Annotated in this window: 22 protein-coding genes; 13 read left to right on the top strand and 9 right to left on the bottom strand. The window is 76.2% G+C overall.

Translation table 11 applies throughout. The features are described 5' to 3' along the window. Positions 1–519 carry a hypothetical protein gene (locus AC3WT4_RS11595; RefSeq protein WP_108047833.1) on the top strand — a complete coding sequence of 173 codons (519 nt, stop codon included), beginning with the start codon at positions 1–3 and terminating at the stop codon, positions 517–519. Between the two features lie 88 nt (positions 520–607). Here AC3WT4_RS11595 and AC3WT4_RS11590 read toward each other — a convergent pair whose 3' ends face one another. Continuing rightward, positions 608–1,324 carry a DUF5701 family protein gene (locus tag AC3WT4_RS11590; RefSeq protein WP_492315491.1) on the bottom strand — a complete coding sequence of 239 codons (717 nt, stop codon included), beginning with the start codon at positions 1,322–1,324 and terminating at the stop codon, positions 608–610. Between the two features lie 146 nt (positions 1,325–1,470). Between AC3WT4_RS11590 and AC3WT4_RS11585 the strand changes: the two genes are divergently transcribed. Beyond that, entirely contained in the window at positions 1,471–2,880 is a 1,410-nt protein-coding gene (locus tag AC3WT4_RS11585) for a cystathionine beta-synthase (RefSeq protein ID WP_255179447.1), read from the top strand. 23 nt (positions 2,881–2,903) lie between these two features. On the opposite strand, the gene AC3WT4_RS11580 is transcribed toward AC3WT4_RS11585, so the two are convergent. Then, positions 2,904–3,503, bottom strand: a complete 600-nt coding sequence (locus AC3WT4_RS11580; RefSeq protein WP_492315490.1) for a TetR/AcrR family transcriptional regulator — start codon at positions 3,501–3,503, stop codon at positions 2,904–2,906. Beyond that, entirely contained in the window at positions 3,496–4,374 is an 879-nt protein-coding gene (locus AC3WT4_RS11575) for an alpha/beta fold hydrolase (RefSeq protein WP_257417956.1), read from the bottom strand. Before AC3WT4_RS11575 ends, AC3WT4_RS11580 begins: the two co-directional genes overlap by 8 nt. A gap of 137 nt (positions 4,375–4,511) precedes the next feature. On the opposite strand from AC3WT4_RS11575, the gene AC3WT4_RS11570 reads away from it, so the two are divergent. Then, positions 4,512–4,922 (top strand): FKBP-type peptidyl-prolyl cis-trans isomerase, encoded by a 411-nt coding sequence (locus AC3WT4_RS11570; protein WP_009864026.1) that lies wholly within the window; start codon positions 4,512–4,514, stop codon positions 4,920–4,922. A 56-nt stretch (positions 4,923–4,978) separates the two neighbouring features. Here AC3WT4_RS11570 and AC3WT4_RS11565 read toward each other — a convergent pair whose 3' ends face one another. Continuing rightward, the gene (locus AC3WT4_RS11565) at positions 4,979–6,187 is read right to left on the bottom strand and encodes a class I SAM-dependent methyltransferase (protein WP_492315489.1); all 1,209 of its coding nucleotides are present in this window, start codon (positions 6,185–6,187) and stop codon (positions 4,979–4,981) included. A 104-nt stretch (positions 6,188–6,291) separates the two neighbouring features. On the opposite strand from AC3WT4_RS11565, the gene AC3WT4_RS11560 reads away from it, so the two are divergent. Next, entirely contained in the window at positions 6,292–7,686 is a 1,395-nt protein-coding gene (locus tag AC3WT4_RS11560; RefSeq protein WP_492315488.1) for a DUF2252 domain-containing protein, read from the top strand. Positions 7,687–7,748: 62 nt separating this feature from the next. Beyond that, entirely contained in the window at positions 7,749–8,117 is a 369-nt protein-coding gene (locus tag AC3WT4_RS11555) for an Rdx family protein (protein ID WP_492315487.1), read from the top strand. A 92-nt stretch (positions 8,118–8,209) separates the two neighbouring features. On the opposite strand, the gene AC3WT4_RS11550 is transcribed toward AC3WT4_RS11555, so the two are convergent. Next, on the bottom strand, positions 8,210–8,590 hold the full coding sequence (locus tag AC3WT4_RS11550; RefSeq protein ID WP_108047820.1) for a DUF5997 family protein: 381 nt from the start codon (positions 8,588–8,590) through the stop codon (positions 8,210–8,212). Between the two features lie 135 nt (positions 8,591–8,725). Here AC3WT4_RS11550 and AC3WT4_RS11545 point away from each other — a divergent pair, with 135 nt between their 5' ends. The 5 genes from AC3WT4_RS11545 to AC3WT4_RS11525 all read left to right on the top strand — a co-directional run bounded on the left by AC3WT4_RS11545 (position 8,726) and on the right by AC3WT4_RS11525 (position 12,295). Beyond that, on the top strand, positions 8,726–9,634 hold the full coding sequence (locus tag AC3WT4_RS11545) for a LysR substrate-binding domain-containing protein (RefSeq protein ID WP_492315486.1): 909 nt from the start codon (positions 8,726–8,728) through the stop codon (positions 9,632–9,634). Continuing rightward, positions 9,631–10,206 (top strand): hypothetical protein, encoded by a 576-nt coding sequence (locus tag AC3WT4_RS11540; protein ID WP_492315485.1) that lies wholly within the window; start codon positions 9,631–9,633, stop codon positions 10,204–10,206. The genes AC3WT4_RS11545 and AC3WT4_RS11540 overlap by 4 nt, the downstream gene beginning before the upstream one ends. A gap of 39 nt (positions 10,207–10,245) precedes the next feature. Next, positions 10,246–10,638 (top strand): ArsR/SmtB family transcription factor, encoded by a 393-nt coding sequence (locus AC3WT4_RS11535; protein WP_186810444.1) that lies wholly within the window; start codon positions 10,246–10,248, stop codon positions 10,636–10,638. Beyond that, a complete protein-coding gene (locus tag AC3WT4_RS11530; protein ID WP_108051491.1) occupies positions 10,635–11,315 on the top strand; it encodes an SRPBCC family protein in 681 nt (226 codons plus the stop codon). The genes AC3WT4_RS11535 and AC3WT4_RS11530 overlap by 4 nt, the downstream gene beginning before the upstream one ends. Positions 11,316–11,467: 152 nt before the next feature. Then, on the top strand, positions 11,468–12,295 hold the full coding sequence (locus tag AC3WT4_RS11525) for a phosphatase PAP2 family protein (protein WP_492315484.1): 828 nt from the start codon (positions 11,468–11,470) through the stop codon (positions 12,293–12,295). A 21-nt stretch (positions 12,296–12,316) separates the two neighbouring features. Here AC3WT4_RS11525 and AC3WT4_RS11520 read toward each other — a convergent pair whose 3' ends face one another. The 4 genes from AC3WT4_RS11520 to AC3WT4_RS11505 all read right to left on the bottom strand — a co-directional run bounded on the left by AC3WT4_RS11520 (position 12,317) and on the right by AC3WT4_RS11505 (position 15,840). Continuing rightward, positions 12,317–13,144: a CPBP family intramembrane glutamic endopeptidase gene (locus tag AC3WT4_RS11520; protein WP_034653394.1), complete on the bottom strand. Its 828-nt coding sequence runs from the start codon at positions 13,142–13,144 to the stop codon at positions 12,317–12,319. Positions 13,145–13,252: 108 nt separating this feature from the next. Beyond that, positions 13,253–14,089 (bottom strand): aldo/keto reductase, encoded by an 837-nt coding sequence (locus AC3WT4_RS11515; protein ID WP_108051487.1) that lies wholly within the window; start codon positions 14,087–14,089, stop codon positions 13,253–13,255. A 136-nt stretch (positions 14,090–14,225) separates the two neighbouring features. Continuing rightward, positions 14,226–14,900: a peptide-methionine (S)-S-oxide reductase MsrA gene (msrA, locus tag AC3WT4_RS11510; protein WP_021479764.1), complete on the bottom strand. Its 675-nt coding sequence runs from the start codon at positions 14,898–14,900 to the stop codon at positions 14,226–14,228. A 145-nt stretch (positions 14,901–15,045) separates the two neighbouring features. Continuing rightward, entirely contained in the window at positions 15,046–15,840 is a 795-nt protein-coding gene (locus AC3WT4_RS11505) for an SDR family NAD(P)-dependent oxidoreductase (protein ID WP_492315483.1), read from the bottom strand. Positions 15,841–16,031: 191 nt separating this feature from the next. On the opposite strand from AC3WT4_RS11505, the gene AC3WT4_RS11500 reads away from it, so the two are divergent. The 3 genes from AC3WT4_RS11500 (at position 16,032) to ilvA (ending at position 19,928) form a co-directional block, all read left to right on the top strand. Further along, the gene (locus AC3WT4_RS11500; protein ID WP_108051483.1) at positions 16,032–17,273 is read left to right on the top strand and encodes a cystathionine gamma-synthase; all 1,242 of its coding nucleotides are present in this window, start codon (positions 16,032–16,034) and stop codon (positions 17,271–17,273) included. Between the two features lie 79 nt (positions 17,274–17,352). Continuing rightward, a complete protein-coding gene (locus AC3WT4_RS11495) occupies positions 17,353–18,666 on the top strand; it encodes an AI-2E family transporter (protein WP_083385159.1) in 1,314 nt (437 codons plus the stop codon). Then, positions 18,663–19,928, top strand: a complete 1,266-nt coding sequence (ilvA, locus tag AC3WT4_RS11490) for a threonine ammonia-lyase (RefSeq protein ID WP_074807832.1) — start codon at positions 18,663–18,665, stop codon at positions 19,926–19,928. Before AC3WT4_RS11495 ends, ilvA begins: the two co-directional genes overlap by 4 nt. Positions 19,929–19,971 lie beyond the last annotated feature (43 nt).

The following is a 19,971-nucleotide window of genomic DNA, read 5'->3' as shown; positions in this document are numbered from 1 at the left end:
GTGGCGCGCAGCACCCGTGACCCGGCACCCGCGGCGGACCTCCCGCCGCGGGTGCCGGTGTTTCTGGCCGGGCTGGTCGTCGCGGCAGCGGCGATGCTCGGCGTCCAGGTCCTCTACATGGTCGTCTCGGGCGCGCCGCCCGCGTGGCTCTCGTTCGCGGCGCTCCTCATCCTGCTCAGCGTCCCGACGGCGGGCGCCGCCGTCGCCTGGCTCGGCACCCGGATCACGCGCGGCGCCACCGAGCGCCGCGCCGCGCTCGTGTTCGCGGCGCTCGGTCTCGTGGCCGGCGCGATCTGGGGGTCGTTGCTCGCCGGCGGGATCGCCCGGCAGCTCGCCGACGCCGGCGCAGGCGGCGGGGGCGCGCTCGTCGCGGGCGCGGCCGCCGTCGTCGGGGTCACGGCTGCGGTCGGCGCGGGTCTCGGCCGGCTCGCGGCGCCCGAGGCCTCGGACCGGCCGCTGCTCGTCGTCGTGCTCGGTGTCGTCGTGGTGCTCGTCGCGATCCTGGGCCTCGTCGGCTGACGGGCCACCCGCCCCACCCGTGAGTGCGTGGAACAGTCGCGGCCGGACGTCTGTGCCGCGACTGTTCCACGCACTCAGCGGGGGGAGGTCAGGCGGGGAGGCGGCTCGCGGCCGAGGCGAAGCCGAGCCACGTGTGGCGGTTCCCGGCCCAGCACCAGCCGACCTTCGGGGCGCCGCGGCGCTCGCGGCCGTCGCGCCCCGTCCCGTTCGAGATCCAGAGCGCGGGGGTGCGGGCGTCGAGGCGGCCGTCGGGCTTGCGCAGGCGCGAGCCGACCGTCATGTAGCAGTGGTTGCGCGCGAGGACGTCCGGCGCCTGGAGCGCCCAGTGGATGCCCTCGTGCAGCAGGAGCGGCGTCCGGCCGCGCGCGGTGAGCTCCGGCAGCGCCTCGTCCGGGGACCAGCTCGCCAGGTCGTCGCCGCGGTCGACGCCCGTCACGAGCGAGAGCGGCCCGGGCGGCACGACGATCCCCTCGATCGGCGTGAAGCGGTCGACGTCCGTCATGTCGACGACCACGAAACCCTCCTTCTCGCCGTCCTTCGCCGGGAGCCGCAGCAGGGGAGCGAGGGCCGACGGCGGGGCGAGCGCCGCGTCGGCGACGAGCAGCGCGCCCGCGGGCGCGGTCGCCGCGAGGTCGGCCGCGGCGGCGCGGAACGCGTCCGCCGGGAGACCCGCGACGTCGTGGACGCCGAGCGCGACGAGGCGCTCGGCCTGGGCGACGACGTCGGGCAGCGGGGGGAGCGCGGGCGGCGCGGTGTCCGCCGCGGTGGACACGGGGCGGGTGGCGGCGGTCGTGGGCTCGGGCACGGATCACCTCTCGGTCGGGGATGTCGGGGTCCTCAACGTTCTACACCGTACGGGAATTCCCGCCGCGAGCGACCGGCGCCCGGGCGCCCGTGCGGGCCGAGCCTGGTCGGGCACGCGCGCAGCCCCGGATCGGGGATGATCGGGGCATGAGATACGCAGAGCACGTGTCCGAGCTCGTCGGCGGTACCCCGCTCGTCCGGCTGTCCCGTGTCACCGCAGGCCTCAGCGCGACGATCCTCGCCAAGGTCGAGTACGTGAACCCCGGCGGCTCCGTCAAGGACCGCATCGCGCTGAAGATGGTCGAGGCCGCGGAGGCGTCGGGCGAGCTCCGGCCGGGCGGCACGATCGTGGAGCCCACGTCGGGCAACACGGGCGTGGGCCTCGCGCTCGTGGCGCAGCGCAAGGGGTACGACTGCGTCTTCGTCTGCCCGGACAAGGTGAGCCAGGACAAGCGCGACGTGCTGCGCGCGTACGGCGCGCGTGTCGTCGTGACGCCGACCGCCGTGGCCCCCGACCACCCGGACTCCTACTACTCGGTCTCCGACCGGCTGGTCCGCGAGATCCCGGGCGCGTGGAAGCCGAACCAGTACGCGAACCCGAACGGCCCGGCGTCGCACTACGAGTCCACGGGCCCCGAGGTCTGGGCCGACACCGACGGTCGCGTGACGCACTTCGTCGCCGGGGTCGGCACGGGCGGCACCATCACGGGCACCGGCCGGTACCTCAAGGAGGTCTCGGCGGACCGCGCGGAGTCCGACGGCGGGCGCGTGCGCGTCGTCGGAGCCGACCCGGCGGGCTCCGTCTACTCGGGCGGCGACGGGCGCCCGTACCTCGTCGAGGGCGTGGGCGAGGACTTCTGGCCCGCCGCGTACGACCCGGCCGTCCCGGACGAGGTCATCCCGGTCACCGACGCGGACTCGTTCGCGATGACGCGCCGCCTCGCGCGCGAGGAGGGGCTGCTCGTCGGCGGGTCGTGCGGCATGGCGGTCGAGGCGACGCTGCGGCTGGCGCGCCGGCTCGAGGAGGAGGACCCGGAGGCCGCGGCGCGGGCCGTCATCGTGGTCCTGCTGCCGGACAGCGGGCGAGGCTACCTCTCGAAGATCTTCAACGACGCGTGGATGCGGTCCTACGGGTTCCTGCCCGACGAGGAGGGCGTGACCGCGGGCGACGTGCTGCGCGCGAAGGACGGCCGCCTGCCCGACCTCGTGCACACGCACCCCAGCGAGACGGTCCGCGACGCGATCGAGATCCTGCGCGAGTACGGGGTGTCGCAGATGCCCGTCGTCGGCGCCGAGCCGCCCGTGAAGAGCGGGGAGGTGGCCGGGTCGGTGAGCGAGCGTGCGCTGCTCGACGCCGTCTTCTCCGGCCGCGCGTCCCTCGCCGACCGCGTGGACCAGCACATGGAGCCCCGCTTCCCGCTCATCGGCGCGGGCGAGGGCGTCGAGGCGGTGCGCGCCGCGCTGCACGACGCCGACGCGCTGCTCGTCGTCGAGGACGGCGACCCGGTCGGCGTCCTCACGCGGCACGACCTCCTGGGGTTCGTCGCCGCGCGCTGATCCCCGGCGGGCCGGCGCTCGTCTCAGGTTCCGGCGGGCGGACCGGCGAGCGACGCCAGCCCGGCGAGGAGCGCGCCGACGTGCAGGTCGAAGCTGCGGTCGAGGTCGTCGGGCAGGCGGTAGCCGCCGCCCAGCTCGAGCGCGACGAAGCCGTGCAGGCTCGCGCGCACGGACCGGACGGCGTCGACCGTGCGGTCCTCGGGGAGGTCGAACCCGCGCAGCACCGCGGCGACGACCTGGACGCTGCGCCCCGCGGCCGCCGACAGCGCGGCGTCCGCGGGGTCGTCCGGGTCGGGGGCGACCTGCACGGCCGCGTACCGGCCGGGGTGCGCCCGGGCGTACCGCCGGGTCGCGTGCGCGAGGGCGGCGACGGCGTCGGGCCCGGCGAGGCCGATCGTCGCGTCGGTGAGGGCGCGTGTGCAGTCCTCGACGGCGACGACGGCGACCTCGCGGCGCAGCGCCGCGAGCGAGCCGACGTGCTTGTAGAGGCTGGGCGTGGCGACGCCCGCCTGCGCGGCGACCTTCGCGAGCGTGAGGTCGGCGAAGCCCGTCGGGCCGCCGGCGTCGACGAGGTCGAGCGCGATGCGGACGACGGCGTCGTGGGAGAGCCCGGCCCTAGCCACGAGCGTCCTCCGACCGCTCGGCGCCCGGGCGCGCGTCGCCGTCGGGCAGTCCGGAGAGGAAGTCGAGGGTCGCGGCCACGACCTCCTCGGGCGCCTGGAGCTGGGGGTAGTGGCCGACGTCGGGCAGCAGGAGCGTGGTCGCGCCGAGCGCCTGCGCGGCCCAGGCTGCCTCGGCGGCCGGGTCGGCGTAGTCGGGGTCGAGCGCGCCGTAGACCGCGAGCACGGGCGCCTCGACCTGGGCGACGCGCGGCTCGACGACGCGGTGGTCGAGCTGGAGGGTGAGGTCCCGGAAGGAGCGCAGGCGCCCCGGCTCGGAGAGGTTGGCGCGGATCGCGGCCTGGTGCGCGGCGAGGCGCGCGGGGGTGCGGCCCTTGTTCAGCGAGCCGTAGAACGAGGCCCAGAGGGCCGCGCCCCACGGTCGTGCGAGCGCGACGCGGTAGAGCACGCGCATCGCCCGGAGCCGCGCGGGGGACGACGGCTCGCGCAGGAACCCGTCGAGCAGGACGAGCCCGCGCACGAGGTCGGGGCGCAAGGCCGCGGCGACCACGGCGGCCGACGCCGCCATGGAGCTGCCCAGCAGGACGGCCGGGCCGGCGGCGAGGTGCTCGACGAGCGCGACGTAGTCGGACGCGGTCGCCTCGTCGCCGTGCGTCGCGAAGGTGGTGTCGCTGTCGCCGTGGCCGCGCAGGTCCATGACGACCACGCGGTGGCCCGCGGCGAGGAGGTGGGGGACGACGTCGTCGTAGGTGGCGCGCAGGTCGCCCATGCCGGGCGCGGCGACGACGAGCGGGCCGGAGCCCTGGTCGGTGTAGGCGAGGCGCCCCTCGGCGCGGGCGAGGTGGCGCACGGTCGGGTGCTGGCTCGTGTTCATAGCCTCGAGGCTAATACTATTAGCCAACCGTGGCAAGAGTTCCGGGCCGGTGCGCCCGGCCCGGTCGGCGCGAGCCGCGTAGGGTAAGGAGACCCGCGCCCGCGCGGGTCTCCCTGCACCCGACGAGAGGCACCCTCGTGACCGACCAGCCCACCCTCCCCACCGCCTCGGGATCCTTCGGCGAGAAGCCGACGCTCACCTTCCCCGAGACGGACGCGCCCAGCGGTCTGCAGGTGGTCGTGCTCACCGAGGGCGACGGCCCGGCCGTCACGTCGGGGCGCAACATCGTCGTGCACTACCTCGGCCAGACCTGGGGCGGGCACGTCTTCGACAACTCCTACGACCGCGGCGACACGATCGCCTTCCCCATCGGCGTCGGCGCCGTCATCGGCGGCTGGGACAAGGGCCTCGTCGGCCAGAACGTCGGGTCCCGCGTGCTGCTCTCGATCCCGCCGGAGCACGGCTACGGCCAGCGCGGCGTGCCGCAGGCCGGCATCGGCGGCACGGACACGCTCGTCTTCGTGGTGGACGTCGTCGACGTCCAGTGACGTCGTGAGCGCGGGGTGCCCGTCGTCGGCGTCCTCCGACGACGGGCACCCGGCGTTCAGCGCCGCACGGACCGCGTCACGGTGAAGCGCGGGTCGCGTGCGACCTGCGCCGTCGGGCCGACCGCGCGCTCGAGCGCCGGGCGGTACCGCAGGTGCGAGTTCCACACGCACCACAGCTCCCCGCCCGGTCGCAGCACCCGCCCCGTGGTCACGAACATGCGGTGCGCCGCGTCGGTGCGCACGGCGGCGCCGTCGTGGAACGGCGGGTTGAGCAGCACGACGTCGGCGCTCGCGTCCGCGAGGGTCGCGCCTGCGTCGTCGCGCACCGTGCGCACCCGGTCGGCGACGCCGTTCTCGCGCGCGGTGAGCGCCGTCGAGCGGACGGCGGCGTCCGAGCGGTCCGCGGCCACCACGCGCGCCTCGGGCCAGCGCCGGGCCGCCCACGCGGCGAGCAGGCCCGTCCCGCACCCGAGGTCGACGACGTCGCGCGGCGGCGCCCCCTGCGCGCCGGGGGTCGGTCCGTCGTCGGCGCCGAGCCGGTCCAGCAGGGACCGCGTGCCGAGGTCCAGGCCCGCTCCCGCGAAGGCGGCGCCGAACGCCGCGACCCGCAGGCCGACGTCGGCCAGGTCGGTGACGACCGGGTAGGTCAGCGGGCGCGCGGGCCTCGGCGCCGACGCGACGAGCACGCGGGACTTGCCCCGGGCGAGGCTCGCGCGCACCTCGCCGAACGACTCGGCGAGGACGTCGTTCATCGCGCGCGTCATGTGCTTGACGCGCGCGGTCCCGAGGAGCACGACGTCCGGCCCGGCCTCCCGCGCGACGTGCTCCGCGACGTCGCGCAGCGCCGCGAGGCCGCGGGGGAGCCGCAGCAGCACGACCCGCGCCCCGGCCAGCAGCCCTGGGCCCAGACCCTGGCGGTCGTACGCCGCCTCCCTCCCCACCGCGCGCGCGTTCGCGTCGAGCGCCGCCTCCGCGGTGCACGCGTCCTGGTGGACGCGCACGCGCCCCCCGGCGGCCGGCGCGCTCCCGGGCTCCCCGGCAGGTCCTGCCCCGGTGAGCAGCGCCGCACCCAGGGTGAGGGCGCCGTACCGGTCGTCGACGACGGCCACGGCCCCCGGTGCGACGCCGGCGAGCAGGGGCGCCGCCTCGTCGAGCAGCAGGCGGTCGGCCGGGTCGACGGCGACCGGTGCGTCCTCCCGGGCCGGGCCGGCGTCGTCGGTGCGCAGGCGCCCCAGGAGGGCGTCGAGGTCGGGGGAGGTCGTCACCGCCCCAGTCTCCCCGACGCCGGAGCGCCACGGGCCGCGTCGGCCGCCGCGCCGCGCGTCCGAGCGAGCGCTACTGTGCGACTGCGGAGAGCGAGGAGGCACCCGTGGACGTCCCGCGAACCCTGACCGAGTCCCGTGCCGTCGGGCGCGCGCTGCGCGACCGGGTGCCGCGCCGCACGCAGGGCGCCCTGCCGCTGCCGGAGCGCGACCCGGTCGCGATCGTCGAGGAGCAGAACCGCGACCGGCTGCAGGACCTCGTCCCGCTGCGCATCGGCCGGATGCTCGAGTCGCCCTTCGCCTTCTACCGCGGCACCGCCGCGGTGATGGCCCACGACCTGCGCGACGGTCCGCGGACCGGTGTCCACGTCGTCGCGTGCGGGGACGCGCACGTCTCGAACTTCGGGCTGTTCGCCTCGCCCGAGCGGCGGGTCCTGTTCGACCTCAACGACTTCGACGAGGCGTCGGACGCCCCGTGGGAGTGGGACGTCAAGCGCCTCGCGGCGAGCATGTACGTGGGCGGGCGGGACAAGGGTCTGGCCGAGCACGAGTGCGCGGACGCCGCGCGCAGCGCCGTGCGCGGCTACCGCGAGACGCTCGCCGAGGCGTTCGCGCGCGACGCCCTCGAGCGCTACGCGTTCCTCGTCGACACCGCGGTCATCGAGCCCCTGCTGCTCGACGGCGGGCGCGAGGAGCTCGAGCGGACCGTGCGCAAGGCGCGGCGGCGCACGTCGGAGCAGGTCGTGCGGAAGATCACGAGCCGGACCGCCGACGGACGCACGCGGATCGTGGACCAGCCGCCGGTCACCCAGCACGTGGACACGGCGAGCGTCGACGAGATCACGACGCTGTTCGAGGCGTACCGCGAGCCCCTGCGCGCCGACGCGCGGCTCCTGCTGAGCCAGTTCACGGTCGTGGACTTCGTGCTGCGCGTCGTGGGCGTCGGGAGCGTCGGGACGCGCTGCTACATCGTGCTGCTCGAGGGGCCCGCGGGGGAGCCGCTCGTGCTGCAGGTGAAGGAGGCGACGTCGTCGGTCCTCGCGACGTACGGCGGGATGGTCGACGCGCTGCCGTCCGGGCTCGTGCCCGCCGGGGCCCTGCCCGCGCAGGGCCGCCGGGTCGTCGCCGCCCAGCGCATCCTCCAGGCGCAGTCCGACCCGTTCCTGGGGTGGACGACCGTCGAGGCGCCCGACCGCACGGGCCGGCCGCGCGTCGACTTCTACTGGCGCCAGTTCCGCGACATGAAGGGGTCGGTCGAGCTCGGTCGGCTCTCCGCCTCGCAGTTCGTGCGGTACGGGGAGCTGTGCGGGCGCGTGCTCGCCCGCGCGCACAGCCAGTCCCCGGGCGCGCGCGTGGCGCACGGCTACCTCGGCCGCTCCGACGTGTTCGACGAGTCCCTCGCGCGATGGTCGCGCGCGTACGCGGACGTCGTCGAGGGCGACCACGCCGCGCTCGAGGCGGCCGTGACGAGCGGCCGCCTCCCGGCCGAGCGGGGCGTCTGAGCCGGCCCGACGGCGGTGGACGGCCACCCGCGCGCCGGGCCGCCGCCCGTACGCTGGGCGCCATGACGGACGACGCCGGTCAGCCCGGCCCGCACGCGACCGCCGAGGCTCGCGGGACCGCGCGCGTGGCGGTCGAGTACTGCACGCAGTGCCGCTGGCTCCTGCGCGCGGCGTGGGTCGCGCAGGAGCTCCTGCAGACGTTCCGCACGCGCCTGGGCGAGGTGGCCCTCGTGCCCGGCACGGACGGCGCCTTCCGGGTCACGCTCGACGCCGGGGACGGGCCGGTGCTGCTGTGGGACCGCCGCGTCGACGGCGGGTTCCCCGAGATCCCGGACCTCAAGCGCCGGGTGCGCGACGCCGTCGCGCCCGACCTGTCGCTCGGCCACACCGACCGCGCGGCCGCCGCGACGGACGCGCCGCGCACGGACTGAGGCTTGTCGGGCTGCCGCCCCGCGCGGGGCGGCGCAGCCGGGAGGTCGTCCGGCGGGAGGTCGTCCGGCGGAGACTGCCCGCCGGGGACGGCTCAGCCCTTCTTGGTGCGCGCGGCGGCGAGCCGCTCCTCCTCGGCGCGGACCTTCTTCTGCACCTCGCGCTCGGCCGTCAGCCACTCCGGCGGGTCCTGGCGCAGCGCGTCGATCTCCTCGGTGGTGAGCGGCTCGGTGAGGCCGCCGCGCGTGAGGCCGGAGATCGAGACGCCGAGCCGGCCCGCGACGACGGGGCGCGGGTGGGGGCCGTTGCGGCGCAGCTCGGCGAGCCACTCCGGCGGGTTCTTCTCCATCTCCTCGAGCTGCGCCCGGGTGATGGTGCCCTCCTGGAACTCCTGCGGCGTGGCGGGCAGGTACACCCCGAGCTTCTTCGCCGCGGTGGCGGGCTTCATGGTCTGCGCGGACTGCTTGGGGGTCATGGGCTCCAGGGTAGTCGGCCGGTCGGGTGCCGGCGGCCCGCGGTCGGGCGTGGGTCGGGCGTCCGGCGGACCTGGTGCCGGGGCACGACGCAGGCCGGGCGGGAGCGCGCCGGGCCGCGCGCCTAGGCTGTCCGGGTGGACGACGACGCGGGCACGGCTCCCGAGGCAACGACCGACGGCGGCGGGGACGACGGGGCCGGTCGCCGGTTCCGGCTCGCGTACGTCCCCGGCGCGACCCCGGCCCGGTGGGTGCGCACGTGGCGCGAGCGGCTCCCCGACGTGCCGCTGGACCTCGTCGCCGTCGAGCCCGCCGACGCGGAGCGGGCGCTGCGCGACGACGAGGCGGACGCCGCGATCCTGCGCCTGCCCGTCGACCGCGACGTGCTGAGCGCGATCCGCCTCTACGAGGAGGCGGCGGTCGTGCTCGTGTCGCGCGACCACCTGCTCGCCGCGCTGGAGCCCGAGGAGCCGGTCGCGCTCGACGACCTCGCCGACGACGTGCTGCTGCGGCCGCTCGACGACGTCGTGCCGTGGGCGGGCGAGGCCGGGGCCGAGGACGATGCGCCTCCGCTACCGGGGCGACCGGCCGAGGAGCGGCCCGCCACGACGGGCGACGCCGTCGTGCTGGTCGCCGCGAACGTCGGGGTGGCGGTCGTGCCGCAGTCGCTCGCGCGCCTGCACCACCGCAAGGACGTCACCTACCGCCGCCTGGAGGGGGCGCCGTCGGCCCCCGTCGCGCTCGCGTGGGTCGCGGACCGCGACGACGACCTCGTCGAGGAGATGGTCGGGATCGTGCGGGGCCGCACGGCCAACAGCTCCCGCGGGCGCCGCGCCGCCACGCCCCCGGAGGACGCCCCGCCCGCCCGCGAGCGCCGCGACCGCGACGCGCGCGGTGGTGCGGGCCGCGGGGGAGCGGGCGCGGGACGCGGTGCCACGGGGGCCGGTCGCGCGGGCGGCGGGCGCGGCGGTGGCGGCGGCGGCGCGCAGGGCCGCGGCACCCCGAAGGGCCGGGGCGCTCGCGGTCGGGGCGGGAAGCGGCGGTGACGGTCCCGCCCTCCGCCTCGGGCGGATCGGGCGACCCGGTCGAGCTCGTGCTGCTCGACGCGGCGCCCCCGGACGAGCGCGGCCGGCTGCTCGCCGGCGCGCTCCGGCTCCGGCTGGGCCCGGGGCAGGAGGAGTTCGTGCCGCCCGCGGCCGACGTCGTCGCCGCGGCCCACGCCGACCCGGGCCGGCACCTGCTGGTCGCCCGGCCGCCGGGCGGCGACCCCGTCGCGCTCGGCGTGCTGCACCCGGGAGGCGCCCCGGCCGAGGTGGCGGCGCTGCTCGACGGCGTCGCCCCGTCCGACGTCGTGCTGTTCCGGGGCTTCCTCGTCGACGTCGCGGCGCAGGGCGGTGGCGTGGGATCGCGCGTCGTGCGCGAGCTTCCCGGCGCGGTCGCGGCGCTCGCGGCGCTGCACGGGCGGACGGCGCCGTACGCGGTGCTCGTGCTCACGGTCAACGACCGCAACGCGGCGGGGCGGCGCGCGTACGCCCGCGCGGGTCTGGACGACCGCGGCGCGTACCACGGGGGGAGCGCCGGGCCGCAGCGGGTCATGGCACGGACGCTCGTAAGATAGGTATTGACTTATATAAGCAAGGTCTGAAAGATGGAGGTCATGGAAGCGTTCGACGTCCTCGGCGACCCGGTGCGTCGCCGGATCCTCGAGCACCTCGCGCACGGCGAGCAGCCCGCCGGCGAGATCGCGGCGCGCGTGGGGGAGGAGTTCGGCATCAGCCAGCCCGCGGTGTCGCAGCACCTGCGCGTGCTGCGGACGAGCGGGTTCGCGTCGGTCCGTCCGGACGGGACCCGGCGCCTCTACGCGCTCGACCCGACGGCCCTCGACGAGGTCGAGGACTGGACCGCGGGCCTTCGCCGGTTCTGGGAGCAGCGGCTGGACGCGCTCGGGACCGAGCTCGCCCGGGGTGCCCGGGAGCGCCGTCGGGCGACGGCACCCGGCACCGACGAGGACGACGAGCGCCCCACCGACACCACCAGGAGGACAGCATGAAGGACTTCATCGCCGAGCTCGAGGCCGCGCGGCGCACCGTCGGGTCGGCAGACCTCCCCGCCGGTGCGGCCCGGGTCGTCACGATCGAGCGCACCTACCCGGCCGACGTCGAGGACGTGTGGGACGCCGTCACCGACCCCGAGCGCATCCCGCGCTGGTTCCTGCCCGTGACGGGCGACCTCCGGGTCGGCGGCACCTACCAGGTCGAGGGCAACGCGGGCGGTGAGATCCGCGCGTGCGAGGCTCCGCGGCTCCTGCGGCTCACCTGGGTCATGGGCCCGCCGACGCCGGAGGACTCGTCCGTCGTCGAGGTCCGGCTCGCGCCCGCGCCGGGCGGCGGCACGACCCTCACGCTCGAGCACACCGCCGTCGTGCCGCCGGAGATGTGGGACCAGTTCGGGCCCGGGGCCGTCGGTGTCGGGTGGGACGGGGCGCTGCTCGGCCTCGGGCTGCATCTCGACGGCGGCGCGACGCTCGACCCCGAGGCCGTGCTCGCGAGCCCCGAGCTGCGCGCGTTCAACGTGGCGAGCAGCGAGGCGTGGGGAGCGGCGCTCGCCGCGGCCGACGGGCTCGACGCGGACGACGTCGCCGCCCGCGTCGCCGCCACGACGGCGTTCTACGTCCCCGCGGACGACGTCCCCGCCGGCGACGGCTCCGCCGACGGTCCCGGCCGGTAGGCCTGCCCGCCGTGCCCGCCGCGCCCGCCGGTCGAGGCAGGTCGCCGGTCGCACGGGGGGCCGCGAGGTACCGCCCCGGGTGGACGCCCCGCGGCGGACGTCCGCCGTGGGGCGGATGTTCACCCGCGGTTCACCCGGCATACCCTCGTCCGATGACTTCGCCCGATTCGTCCCGCACCACGACCTTGCCCGACCCCGGCCCGACGCGTGACGAGAGCGAGGGCGCGCTCGTCCGACCCGCGGCGCCCGAGCCGTCGTCCGGGCTCGCGGGGCAGGCGCTCGTGGCGGTGTCGTGGCTCGTCGGGGCGGCGCTCGTCGTCCTCGTCGCCCGGATGCTGCGCGGCCCGAGCGAGTCCCTCTACCTCGCCGTCACGGCGCGCACGGCCGAGCTCCCCGGGACGGAGCTCGTCGCCGAGGGCGGTGTGCTCGTGCTCGTCGCGTGGTGCGCGCTCGTGGCCTGGCGGTCGCGGCGGGGCGGCCCGCCCGCGGTCGCGACGACGCTCGTCGCCGGCGTGGGCGCCGTCGCCGCCTACGCCGCGAGCGAGGCCGTGAAGTCGCTCGTCCGGCAGCCGCGGGGCTGCTGGGAGCTGGTCGAGGTCGCGCACTGCCCCGCCGCGGGCGACTGGTCGTTCCCGAGCAACCACACCGCGATCGCGTTCGCCCTCGCGACGGCCGTCGTCCTCGCCGGCGCACCGGCCGTGCGCGTCCCCGGGGCCGTGCCGGCGCGGCACGCGACCCGCTCCCGCACGCGCGACGTCGCGGTGTGGGTCGTCGTGCCGGCCCTGCTGGCGGTGGCGGTCGCGGCGGCCCGCGTCGCGCAGGGCGTGCACTTCCCGCACGACGTCGTGGCCGGCGCGGCCGTGGGCGTCGCCGTGGTCGTGGCGGCGGTGACGGTGCTCACCGGTCCCGCCACGACGGCCGTCGAGGCCGCGTGCCGCGTCGACGGGGTGCGCCGCGTGCTGCTCGCCCGCCCGTCCTGACCCCGCCCGTGGACGGCGCCGTCAGCGCGGTGCGGTGACGAAGACGTCGAACAGCTCCGGGTGGTGCGCGTGCACGAGCACGGCGAACACCACGACGTCGAACAGCAGGTGGACGGCCACCACGTAGGTGAGCGACTTGCTCCAGGAGAAGATCCAGCCCTGGACGAGCGCGAACGGCACGGTGAGCAGCGGGCCCCACTCGCGGTAGCCGAGCTCCCAGAGGAACGACACGAAGACCGTCGCCTGGAGCAGGTTCGCCGTCCACACCCCGAAGTGCTCGCGGTACAGCGCGAAGACGACGCACACGAAGAACAGCTCGTCCCAGATGCCCACCGCGTTGACGCCGACGAACAGGCGCGCGATCTCCGCGCCGCCCGTGATCGGCGGCCAGTTGAGGTAGGCGCCCGACCCGATGAAGTAGAACGGCAGGATGAGGTAGCCCGCCACGACCACCACGACGAGGTACACGACCTGCCCCCGCGTCCAGCGGCGCCCCGTCGCGACGGGGAACGTGACGGCGTCCTCGCGGAAGACGAAGCGCGAGAGCGCCCACGGCACGAGCACCGCGAGCGAGAGCACGACGGCGAAGCGCACCATGCCGGCGTCGGACAGGTCGGCCTTCAGCGAGATCGTCGAGATGATCCCCATCCCGACGCCGACCAGCGCGAGGTCGCGGCCGAGGCGTCGGTCCACGAGCAGCCCGAGCGCGACCCCGAGGACGAGCGGCACGTAGCCGAGCGGGCGCGCGTGGACCGCGAAGAGCAGCACCGCGGAGCCGGACACGAGCACGGCGGCGAGCAGCCGCAGGGGCGAGCCGACCGCCCAGGGCGGGCGGGCGGCGTCGGGCAGCGGGCTGAGCGCGGCGGAGGTCACGCGCACACGGTGCCACGACCCGCGGTCCGGGGCGCGCGCCGCCGCGCCGGGACGGGGGGCGACCGTGCCGTGCGGACCGCGGCGCTAGAGCTCCTCGTAGACCGCCGGGTCCTGGTCGTTCGTGCGCCCGTCCGCCCGGGCGAGCCCCGTGAGCGCGTTCATCTCGTGCGTCGTCAGCTCGAACGAGAAGACGTCGAGGTTCTCGCGCTGACGCTCCGGCGACGACGCCTTCGGCAGCGGCACGACGCCGAGCTGCACGTGCCAGCGCAGGATCGCCTGGACGGGGGAGACGTCGTGCGCGGCCGCGACCTGCGCGACGACCGGGTCCCGGAGCAGGTCGTTCGCGCGGCCGATCGGGCTCCACGCCTCCGTGACGACGCCGCGCTCCGCGTCGGCCGCGCGCTGGAGCGGCTGCGGGAAGTACGGGTGCAGCTCGACCTGGTTCACGACCGGCGTCACGCCCGTCGCCGCGATCACCGCGTCCAGGTGCTCCGGCAGGAAGTTCGAGACCCCGACGTGCCGGACCAGGCCCCGGTCGCGGCACTCCACGAGCGCCTCGTACGCCTCGACGAACCGGCCCACGCGCGGGTTGGGCCAGTGCACGAGGTAGAGGTCCAGGTGGTCCAGGCCCGTGCGCAGCACCGACTCCTCCACCGTCCGGACCGCGTCGTCGTGCGCGTGGTGGCGCCCGGGCAGCTTCGACGTGACGAGCACGTCCTCGCGCGCGACGCCCGAGCGGCGCACCGCCGCGCCCACGGCGCCCTCGTTCTCGTAGCTGGACGCGGAGTCGATCAGCCGGTACCCCGCGTCGATCGCGCGCGCGACCGTGTCCGCGCCCTCCTCGCCGCGGAGCCGGTAGGTGCCGAAGCCGATCGCGGGGATCGTCGTGCCGTCCTGCGCCGTGAGGGTGGGGATCGTCATGGGCCCATCGTGCGGGCGACCCCGGCGGACCCGCACCTCGGCGACAGGGCCCGCGGGCCGTCTCGCGCGGGCGAGATGCGAGAAGTGGCCCCTGATCCGTCGGGACCAGGGGCCACTTCTCACCTCTCGGCGGGTGCTACGCGGCGCTCGGGAACGGGACTCCTGTGGTCGCGTGGCAGCGGTAGCCGTTCGGGTTCTTGTCGAGGTACTGCTGGTGGTAGTCCTCGGCGTAGTAGAACGGCCCGGCCTCCGCGGCGGGGCGCATCTCGGTCGTCACGGGGTCGTAGCCCTTGGCCTCGAGCACCGCGGAGTAGCGCGCCGCCGTCTCGCGGACGGCCTGCTCCTGCTCGGGCGTCGTCCAGTACACGGCGGACCGGTACTGGGTGCCGACGTCGTTGCCCTGGCGGTAGCCCTGCGTCGGGTCGTGGCGCTCCCAGAAGATCTTGAGCAGCTCCTCCTCGGAGACCTTCGTCGGGTCGTACGCGACGAGCGCCGTCTCGGTGTGGCCGGTGCGCGCGGTGCACGCCTCCTCGTAGGTGGGGTTCGGCGTCGTGCCGCCCATGTAGCCGACGGCGGTGCTCACCACCCCGGGGACCTGCCAGAAGATCTCCTCGGCGCCCCAGAAGCAGCCCATCGCCAGGTAGAGCACGCGCGTGCCCTCGGGCCACGGGCCGGTGATCGAGGTGCCGAGCACGGTGTGGGGACGCGGCGCCTGCAGCACGGGCGACTGGCGCCCGGGCAGCGCGTCCTCGGGGGCGATCATCGTCGTCTTGCCGGACGAGCCGAAGATCGCGTCGAAGATCGAGTTCATCGCTTACCTCCTGAGGTGCCCGGACGACCGGGGCGCTGGCCCACGACGCATCGTCCTGGCACGGGGTAGAACGCGGCGGGGGCGGTCGGTGTTCCGCGGACGCACCGCGACCCGGGGGGCCGGGAGCGCGTCCGGCCCGAGCCTCTCACGGGACGATCGAGTCGATGTACCCGCCGTCGACGCGCACCGCGGCGCCGGTCGTCGCCGACGCCAGCGGCGACGCGAGGTAGGCGACCGTGTGCGCGATCTCCTCCGGCTCGATGAGGCGCTGGAGCAGCGACTGCGGACGGTGCTCGCGCATGAACACGCGCTGCGCCTCGTCCCACGGCAGGTCGTCGCCGACGAGCTCGCGCGCGAACGCCTCCACCCCGCCCGTGTGCGTGGGCCCGGCGAGCACGCTGTTCACCGTGACGCCCGTGCCGGCCGCGGCCTTGGCGAACCCGCGCGAGACGCCGAGGAGCGCCGTCTTCGTCACGCCGTAGTGGATCATCTCGGCGGGGATCACGACCGCCGAGTCGCTCCCGACGAACTGCACCCGGCCCCAGCCGCGCTCCGTCATCCCCGGCAGGTAGGCGCGCGTGAGCCGCACGCCCGCGAGGACGTTCACCTCGAAGTAGCGGCGCCACGTGGCGTCGTCGATCGCGAGCGGGTCCGCGCTCGAGAAGATGCCGAGGTTGTTCACGAGCACGTCGACGTGCGGCGCGGCGTCGAGCACGGCCGCCGTCCCCTCGTCGGTCGCGAGGTCCGCGGCCACGCCCAGCACGTCGCACCCGGGCACGTGCTCGCGCACGTCCGCGGCGGCACGCTGCGCCGTCTCCCCGGAGCGCCCGTTGACGACGACCGCCGCACCGCACGCCGCCAGCGTGCGCGCGATCGCCAGCCCGATGCCCTGCGCCGAGCCGGTGACGAGCGCCCTCCTGCCGTCCAGGTCGATCCTCATCCAGGGCTCCCTCCGGTTCGCCGGACGACGGACGCCGCCCGCCTCCAACCGTGCCCCGCGGCGGCCGCAGTCGCCACCGCCCCGCCGCCCCCCGCCATGGCCGCCGTCGAGCAGGCGGTCCTGGCTCGTCCGGTGAGCGGGACGGACCAGGACCACCTGCTCGGCGCTGGGGGTGCGCCTAGGCTGGTCGGGTGACCACCCCGAGCGAGCACCCCGACTGGACCACCACCGGCTTCTCCACGCGCGCGATCCACGCGGGCCAGGACCCGGACGCGACGACCGGCGCCGTCGTGCCGCCGATCCACCAGGTCTCGACGTACAAGCAGGACGGCGTCGGCGGGCTGCGCGGCGGCTACGAGTACTCGCGCTCCGCGAACCCGACGCGCACCGCCCTGGAGGAGGCGCTCGCGGCCGCGGAGTCCGGCGGCCTGCGCCCGACGGCGGACGGCTCGCCCGCCGCGCGCGGGTTCGCCTTCGCGTCCGGCCTCGCCGCCGAGGACACGCTGCTGCGCGCCGTCGTGCGCCCCGGGGACCACGTCATCGTGCCCGACGACGCGTACGGCGGCACCTACCGCCTCATCGCCCGGGTGTTCGGGCCGTGGGGCGTCGAGCACACGCCCGTCGACCTCACGGACGTCGAGGCCGTGCGCGCGGCTGTGCGCCCCGAGACGCGCGTCGTCTGGGTCGAGACCCCGACGAACCCGCTGCTCGGCGTGAGCGACGTCGCGGCGCTCGCGGGCGTCGCGCGCGACGCCGGGGCGCTGCTCGTCGTCGACAACACGTTCGCGACCCCCTACCTCCAGCAGCCGCTCGCGCTGGGGGCGGACGTCGTCGTGCACTCGACGACGAAGTACGTCGGCGGCCACAGCGACGTCGTCGGGGGAGCGCTCGTCGTGGCGACGGGCGCGCAGCTGCCCGGCGGGCTCGCGTCGCCCGCGGGCGGCACGGACGTCGCGGGGGCTGTGGGCTTCCACCAGAACGCGTCGGGCGCCGTCGCCGGGCCGTTCGACGCGTGGCTCACGCTGCGCGGGCTCAAGACCCTCGCGGTCCGCATGGACCGCCACCAGACGAACGCGGCCGCCGTCGCGGAGTTCCTCGACGCGCACCCCGCCGTGACCGAGGTGATCTACCCGGGCCTCGCGTCGCACCCGGGCCACGAGCTCGCCGCGCGTCAGATGTCGGGGTTCGGCGGCATGGTCTCGTTCCGCGTGGGCAGCGAGGCGAAGGCGCTCGACGTGTGCGCGCGCACGCGGGTCTTCACGCTCGCGGAGTCGCTGGGCGGGGTCGAGTCGCTCGTCGAGCACCCCGGCCGCATGACGCACGGCTCCGTCGCGGGCACGGCGCTCGAGGTCCCCGACGACCTGGTCCGCCTGTCCGTCGGCATCGAGGACGTCGAGGACCTCCTCGCCGACCTCGGGCAGGCCCTCGCCTGACGGGGAGATCCTGCGCACACCGCGCGGGCTCGCCGTGCGCAGGGGCGCGCGGCGGGTGCCGCTCCCCTAGGGTTGCGCTGTGAGCGCGCAGACGGACCAGCACAGCACCCCCGACCCGCTTCCTCCCGCGCGTCCCGGCGCCGCGGCCGTGCCCGACGCCGTGCGCTCGGCCGCCGCGTGGTCGTGGCGCCTGCTGCTCATCGGCGCGGCGATCGCGGCCGGGCTGTGGGTCGTGACGCAGCTCAAGGTGATCGTCGTGCCGATCGCGGTGGCGCTGCTGCTCACCGTGCTCCTCACGCCGGTCCAGCGGTTCTTCCGACGGCACCTGCGGATGTCGCGGGGCCTCGCGTCGGGCGCCGCGCTCATCGCGCTGATCGTCGTGGTCGCGGGGCTCATCGCCATCGCGGGGCAGCAGATCGTCAGCGGGTTCCAGGACCTGCGCGACCAGGCGGTCGAGGGCTTCGAGCAGTTCACGAACTGGCTCGCCGACGGCCCGCTCGGTCTCGACTCCACCACGCTCTCGCACTGGCTCGACCAGGCCGGGACCGCGGTCTCCGAGAACCAGGACTCGATCGTCTCGGGCGCGCTGGGCGCGGCCACGACCATCGGCCACGTGCTCGCCGGAGCCCTCATCGCCCTGTTCTGCACGTTCTTCTTCCTGCTCGACGGCCGCTCGATCTGGTCGTGGGTCGTGGGGCTGCTCCCGCTGCGCGCCCGCGACCGCGTGCACCAGGCCGGCCGTCGCGGCATCGTGACGCTCGCCGCGTACACGCGCACCCAGATCCTCGTGGCCGCGGTCGACGCGGTCGGCATCGGCGTCGGCGCCGCGTTCTTCGTCCCGTCGCTCGCGCTGCCGCTCGGGATCCTCGTCTTCGTCGGGTCGTTCATCCCGATCGTCGGTGCCATCGTCACGGGGTCCATCGCGGTGCTCGTCGTGCTCGTGGCGCAGGGCTGGGTGCAGGCGCTCGTCATGCTCGGCATCGTGCTGCTCGTGCAGCAGATCGAGGGCCACATCCTCCAGCCGTTCCTCATGGGCCACGCGGTCTCGCTGCACCCCGTCGCCGTGCTGCTCGTCGTCGCGGCGGGCAGCTTCGCCGCGGGCATCGTCGGCGCGCTGTTCGCGGTCCCGATCGCCGCGGTGCTCAACACGGTGGTGCTCTACCTGCACGGCCACGACAAGTTCCCCGAGCTCGGCACCGACGACCGCGTCGTCGTGCGCGGGAGCCCGCAGCCTCCCGTCATCGCGCGCGCCGAGTCGGACCTTGACGACGCGGGCGTGCGCCGTCGGCCCGGTCGCCGGGCGCACGACGCCGGCGGCTCGGCGGTCGTCGAGACGCAGGACGGGGGCGTCGCCGACGCACCGGGCGAGGGCACGCCGGGAGAGGCGCGGTGACCTCGGGTCCCGTGCCCGTCCCGCTCGACGACGTCCGCGACGCCGCCCGCCTGCTCGACGGCGTCGCGTACCGCACGCCGGTCCACACGACCCGGGCGATCAGCGAGGCGGCGGGCGTCCAGGTCCTCCTCAAGTGCGAGAACCTCCAGCGCGCGGGGTCGTTCAAGGTGCGCGGCGCCTACGTGCGCATGGCGCGCCTGAGCGCCGACGAGAAGGCGCGCGGCGTCGTCGCGGCGAGCGCGGGCAACCACGCGCAGGGCGTCGCGTTCGCCGCGGGACTGCTCGGCATCCGGGCCGTCGTGTACATGCCGGTCGACGCCGCGCTCCCCAAGGTCGCGGCGACGCGCCAGTACGGCGCCGAGGTCCGGCTCGTCGGCGCCGACGTGGACGAGACGCTCGCCGCCGCGCGCGCCGAGGCCGACCGCACGGGTGCCGTGTTCATCCACCCGTTCGACCACCCCGACGTCGTCGCGGGCCAGGCGACCATCGCGCTCGAGATCCTCGAGCAGGTGCCCGACGTCCGGACCGTCGTCGCCCCGCTCGGCGGCGGCGGGCTCGTCGCCGGCCTCGCCGCGGCGTTCGCGCAGGCCGCGCCGCACGTGCGCGTCGTCGGGGTGCAGGCGGAGCGCGCCGCCGCGTACCCGGGCTCGCTCGCCGCGGGGGAGCCGACGACGGCCCGGCTCGCCGGGACGATGGCCGACGGCATCGCGGTCGGCACCCCCGGTGCGGTGCCGTTCGGGATCGTCGCGCACCACGGCGTCGAGGTGCGGACGGTGACCGAGGAGGAGATCTCCCGGTCGCTGCTCATGGTCGCCGAGCGCGCCAAGCTGCTCGTGGAGCCCGCCGCCGCGACAGGCGTCGCGGCCCTGCTGTCGGGGACGGCCGCGGTCGACGCGGGCGCGGCGGACCCGGTCGAGGGGCCGGTCGTCGTCGTGCTGTCCGGGGGGAACGTCGACCCGCTCGTGCTGCTGCGGGTCGTGCGGCACGGCCTCGCCGCCGCCGGCCGGTACATCCAGCTCCAGGTGCTGCTCGACGACCGTCCCGGCGCGCTCGCGCGCATGCTCGAGGCGATCGCGGCGAAGCGCGGCAACATCATGCACATCGACCACGACCGCACGGACGTGGGCCTCGCGATCGGCGAGGCGTGGGTGCGCATGCAGGTCGAGACCAAGGGGCCCGAGCACTGCGACGAGCTCGTCGCGCACCTGCGCTCCGCGGGCTACCGCGTCGAGCGCAGCGACGGCGGGTCGCCGCGGGTCTGACGCTGTCTCTTCTACACACCTGACGCTGCCGACGATGCCAACT

It is taken from the genome of Cellulosimicrobium sp. EB106-03-01-XG111, assembly GCF_058792115.1.
Note: the sequence above shows the minus strand (reverse complement) of the source record. Positions and strands in the feature narration are given on the sequence as shown.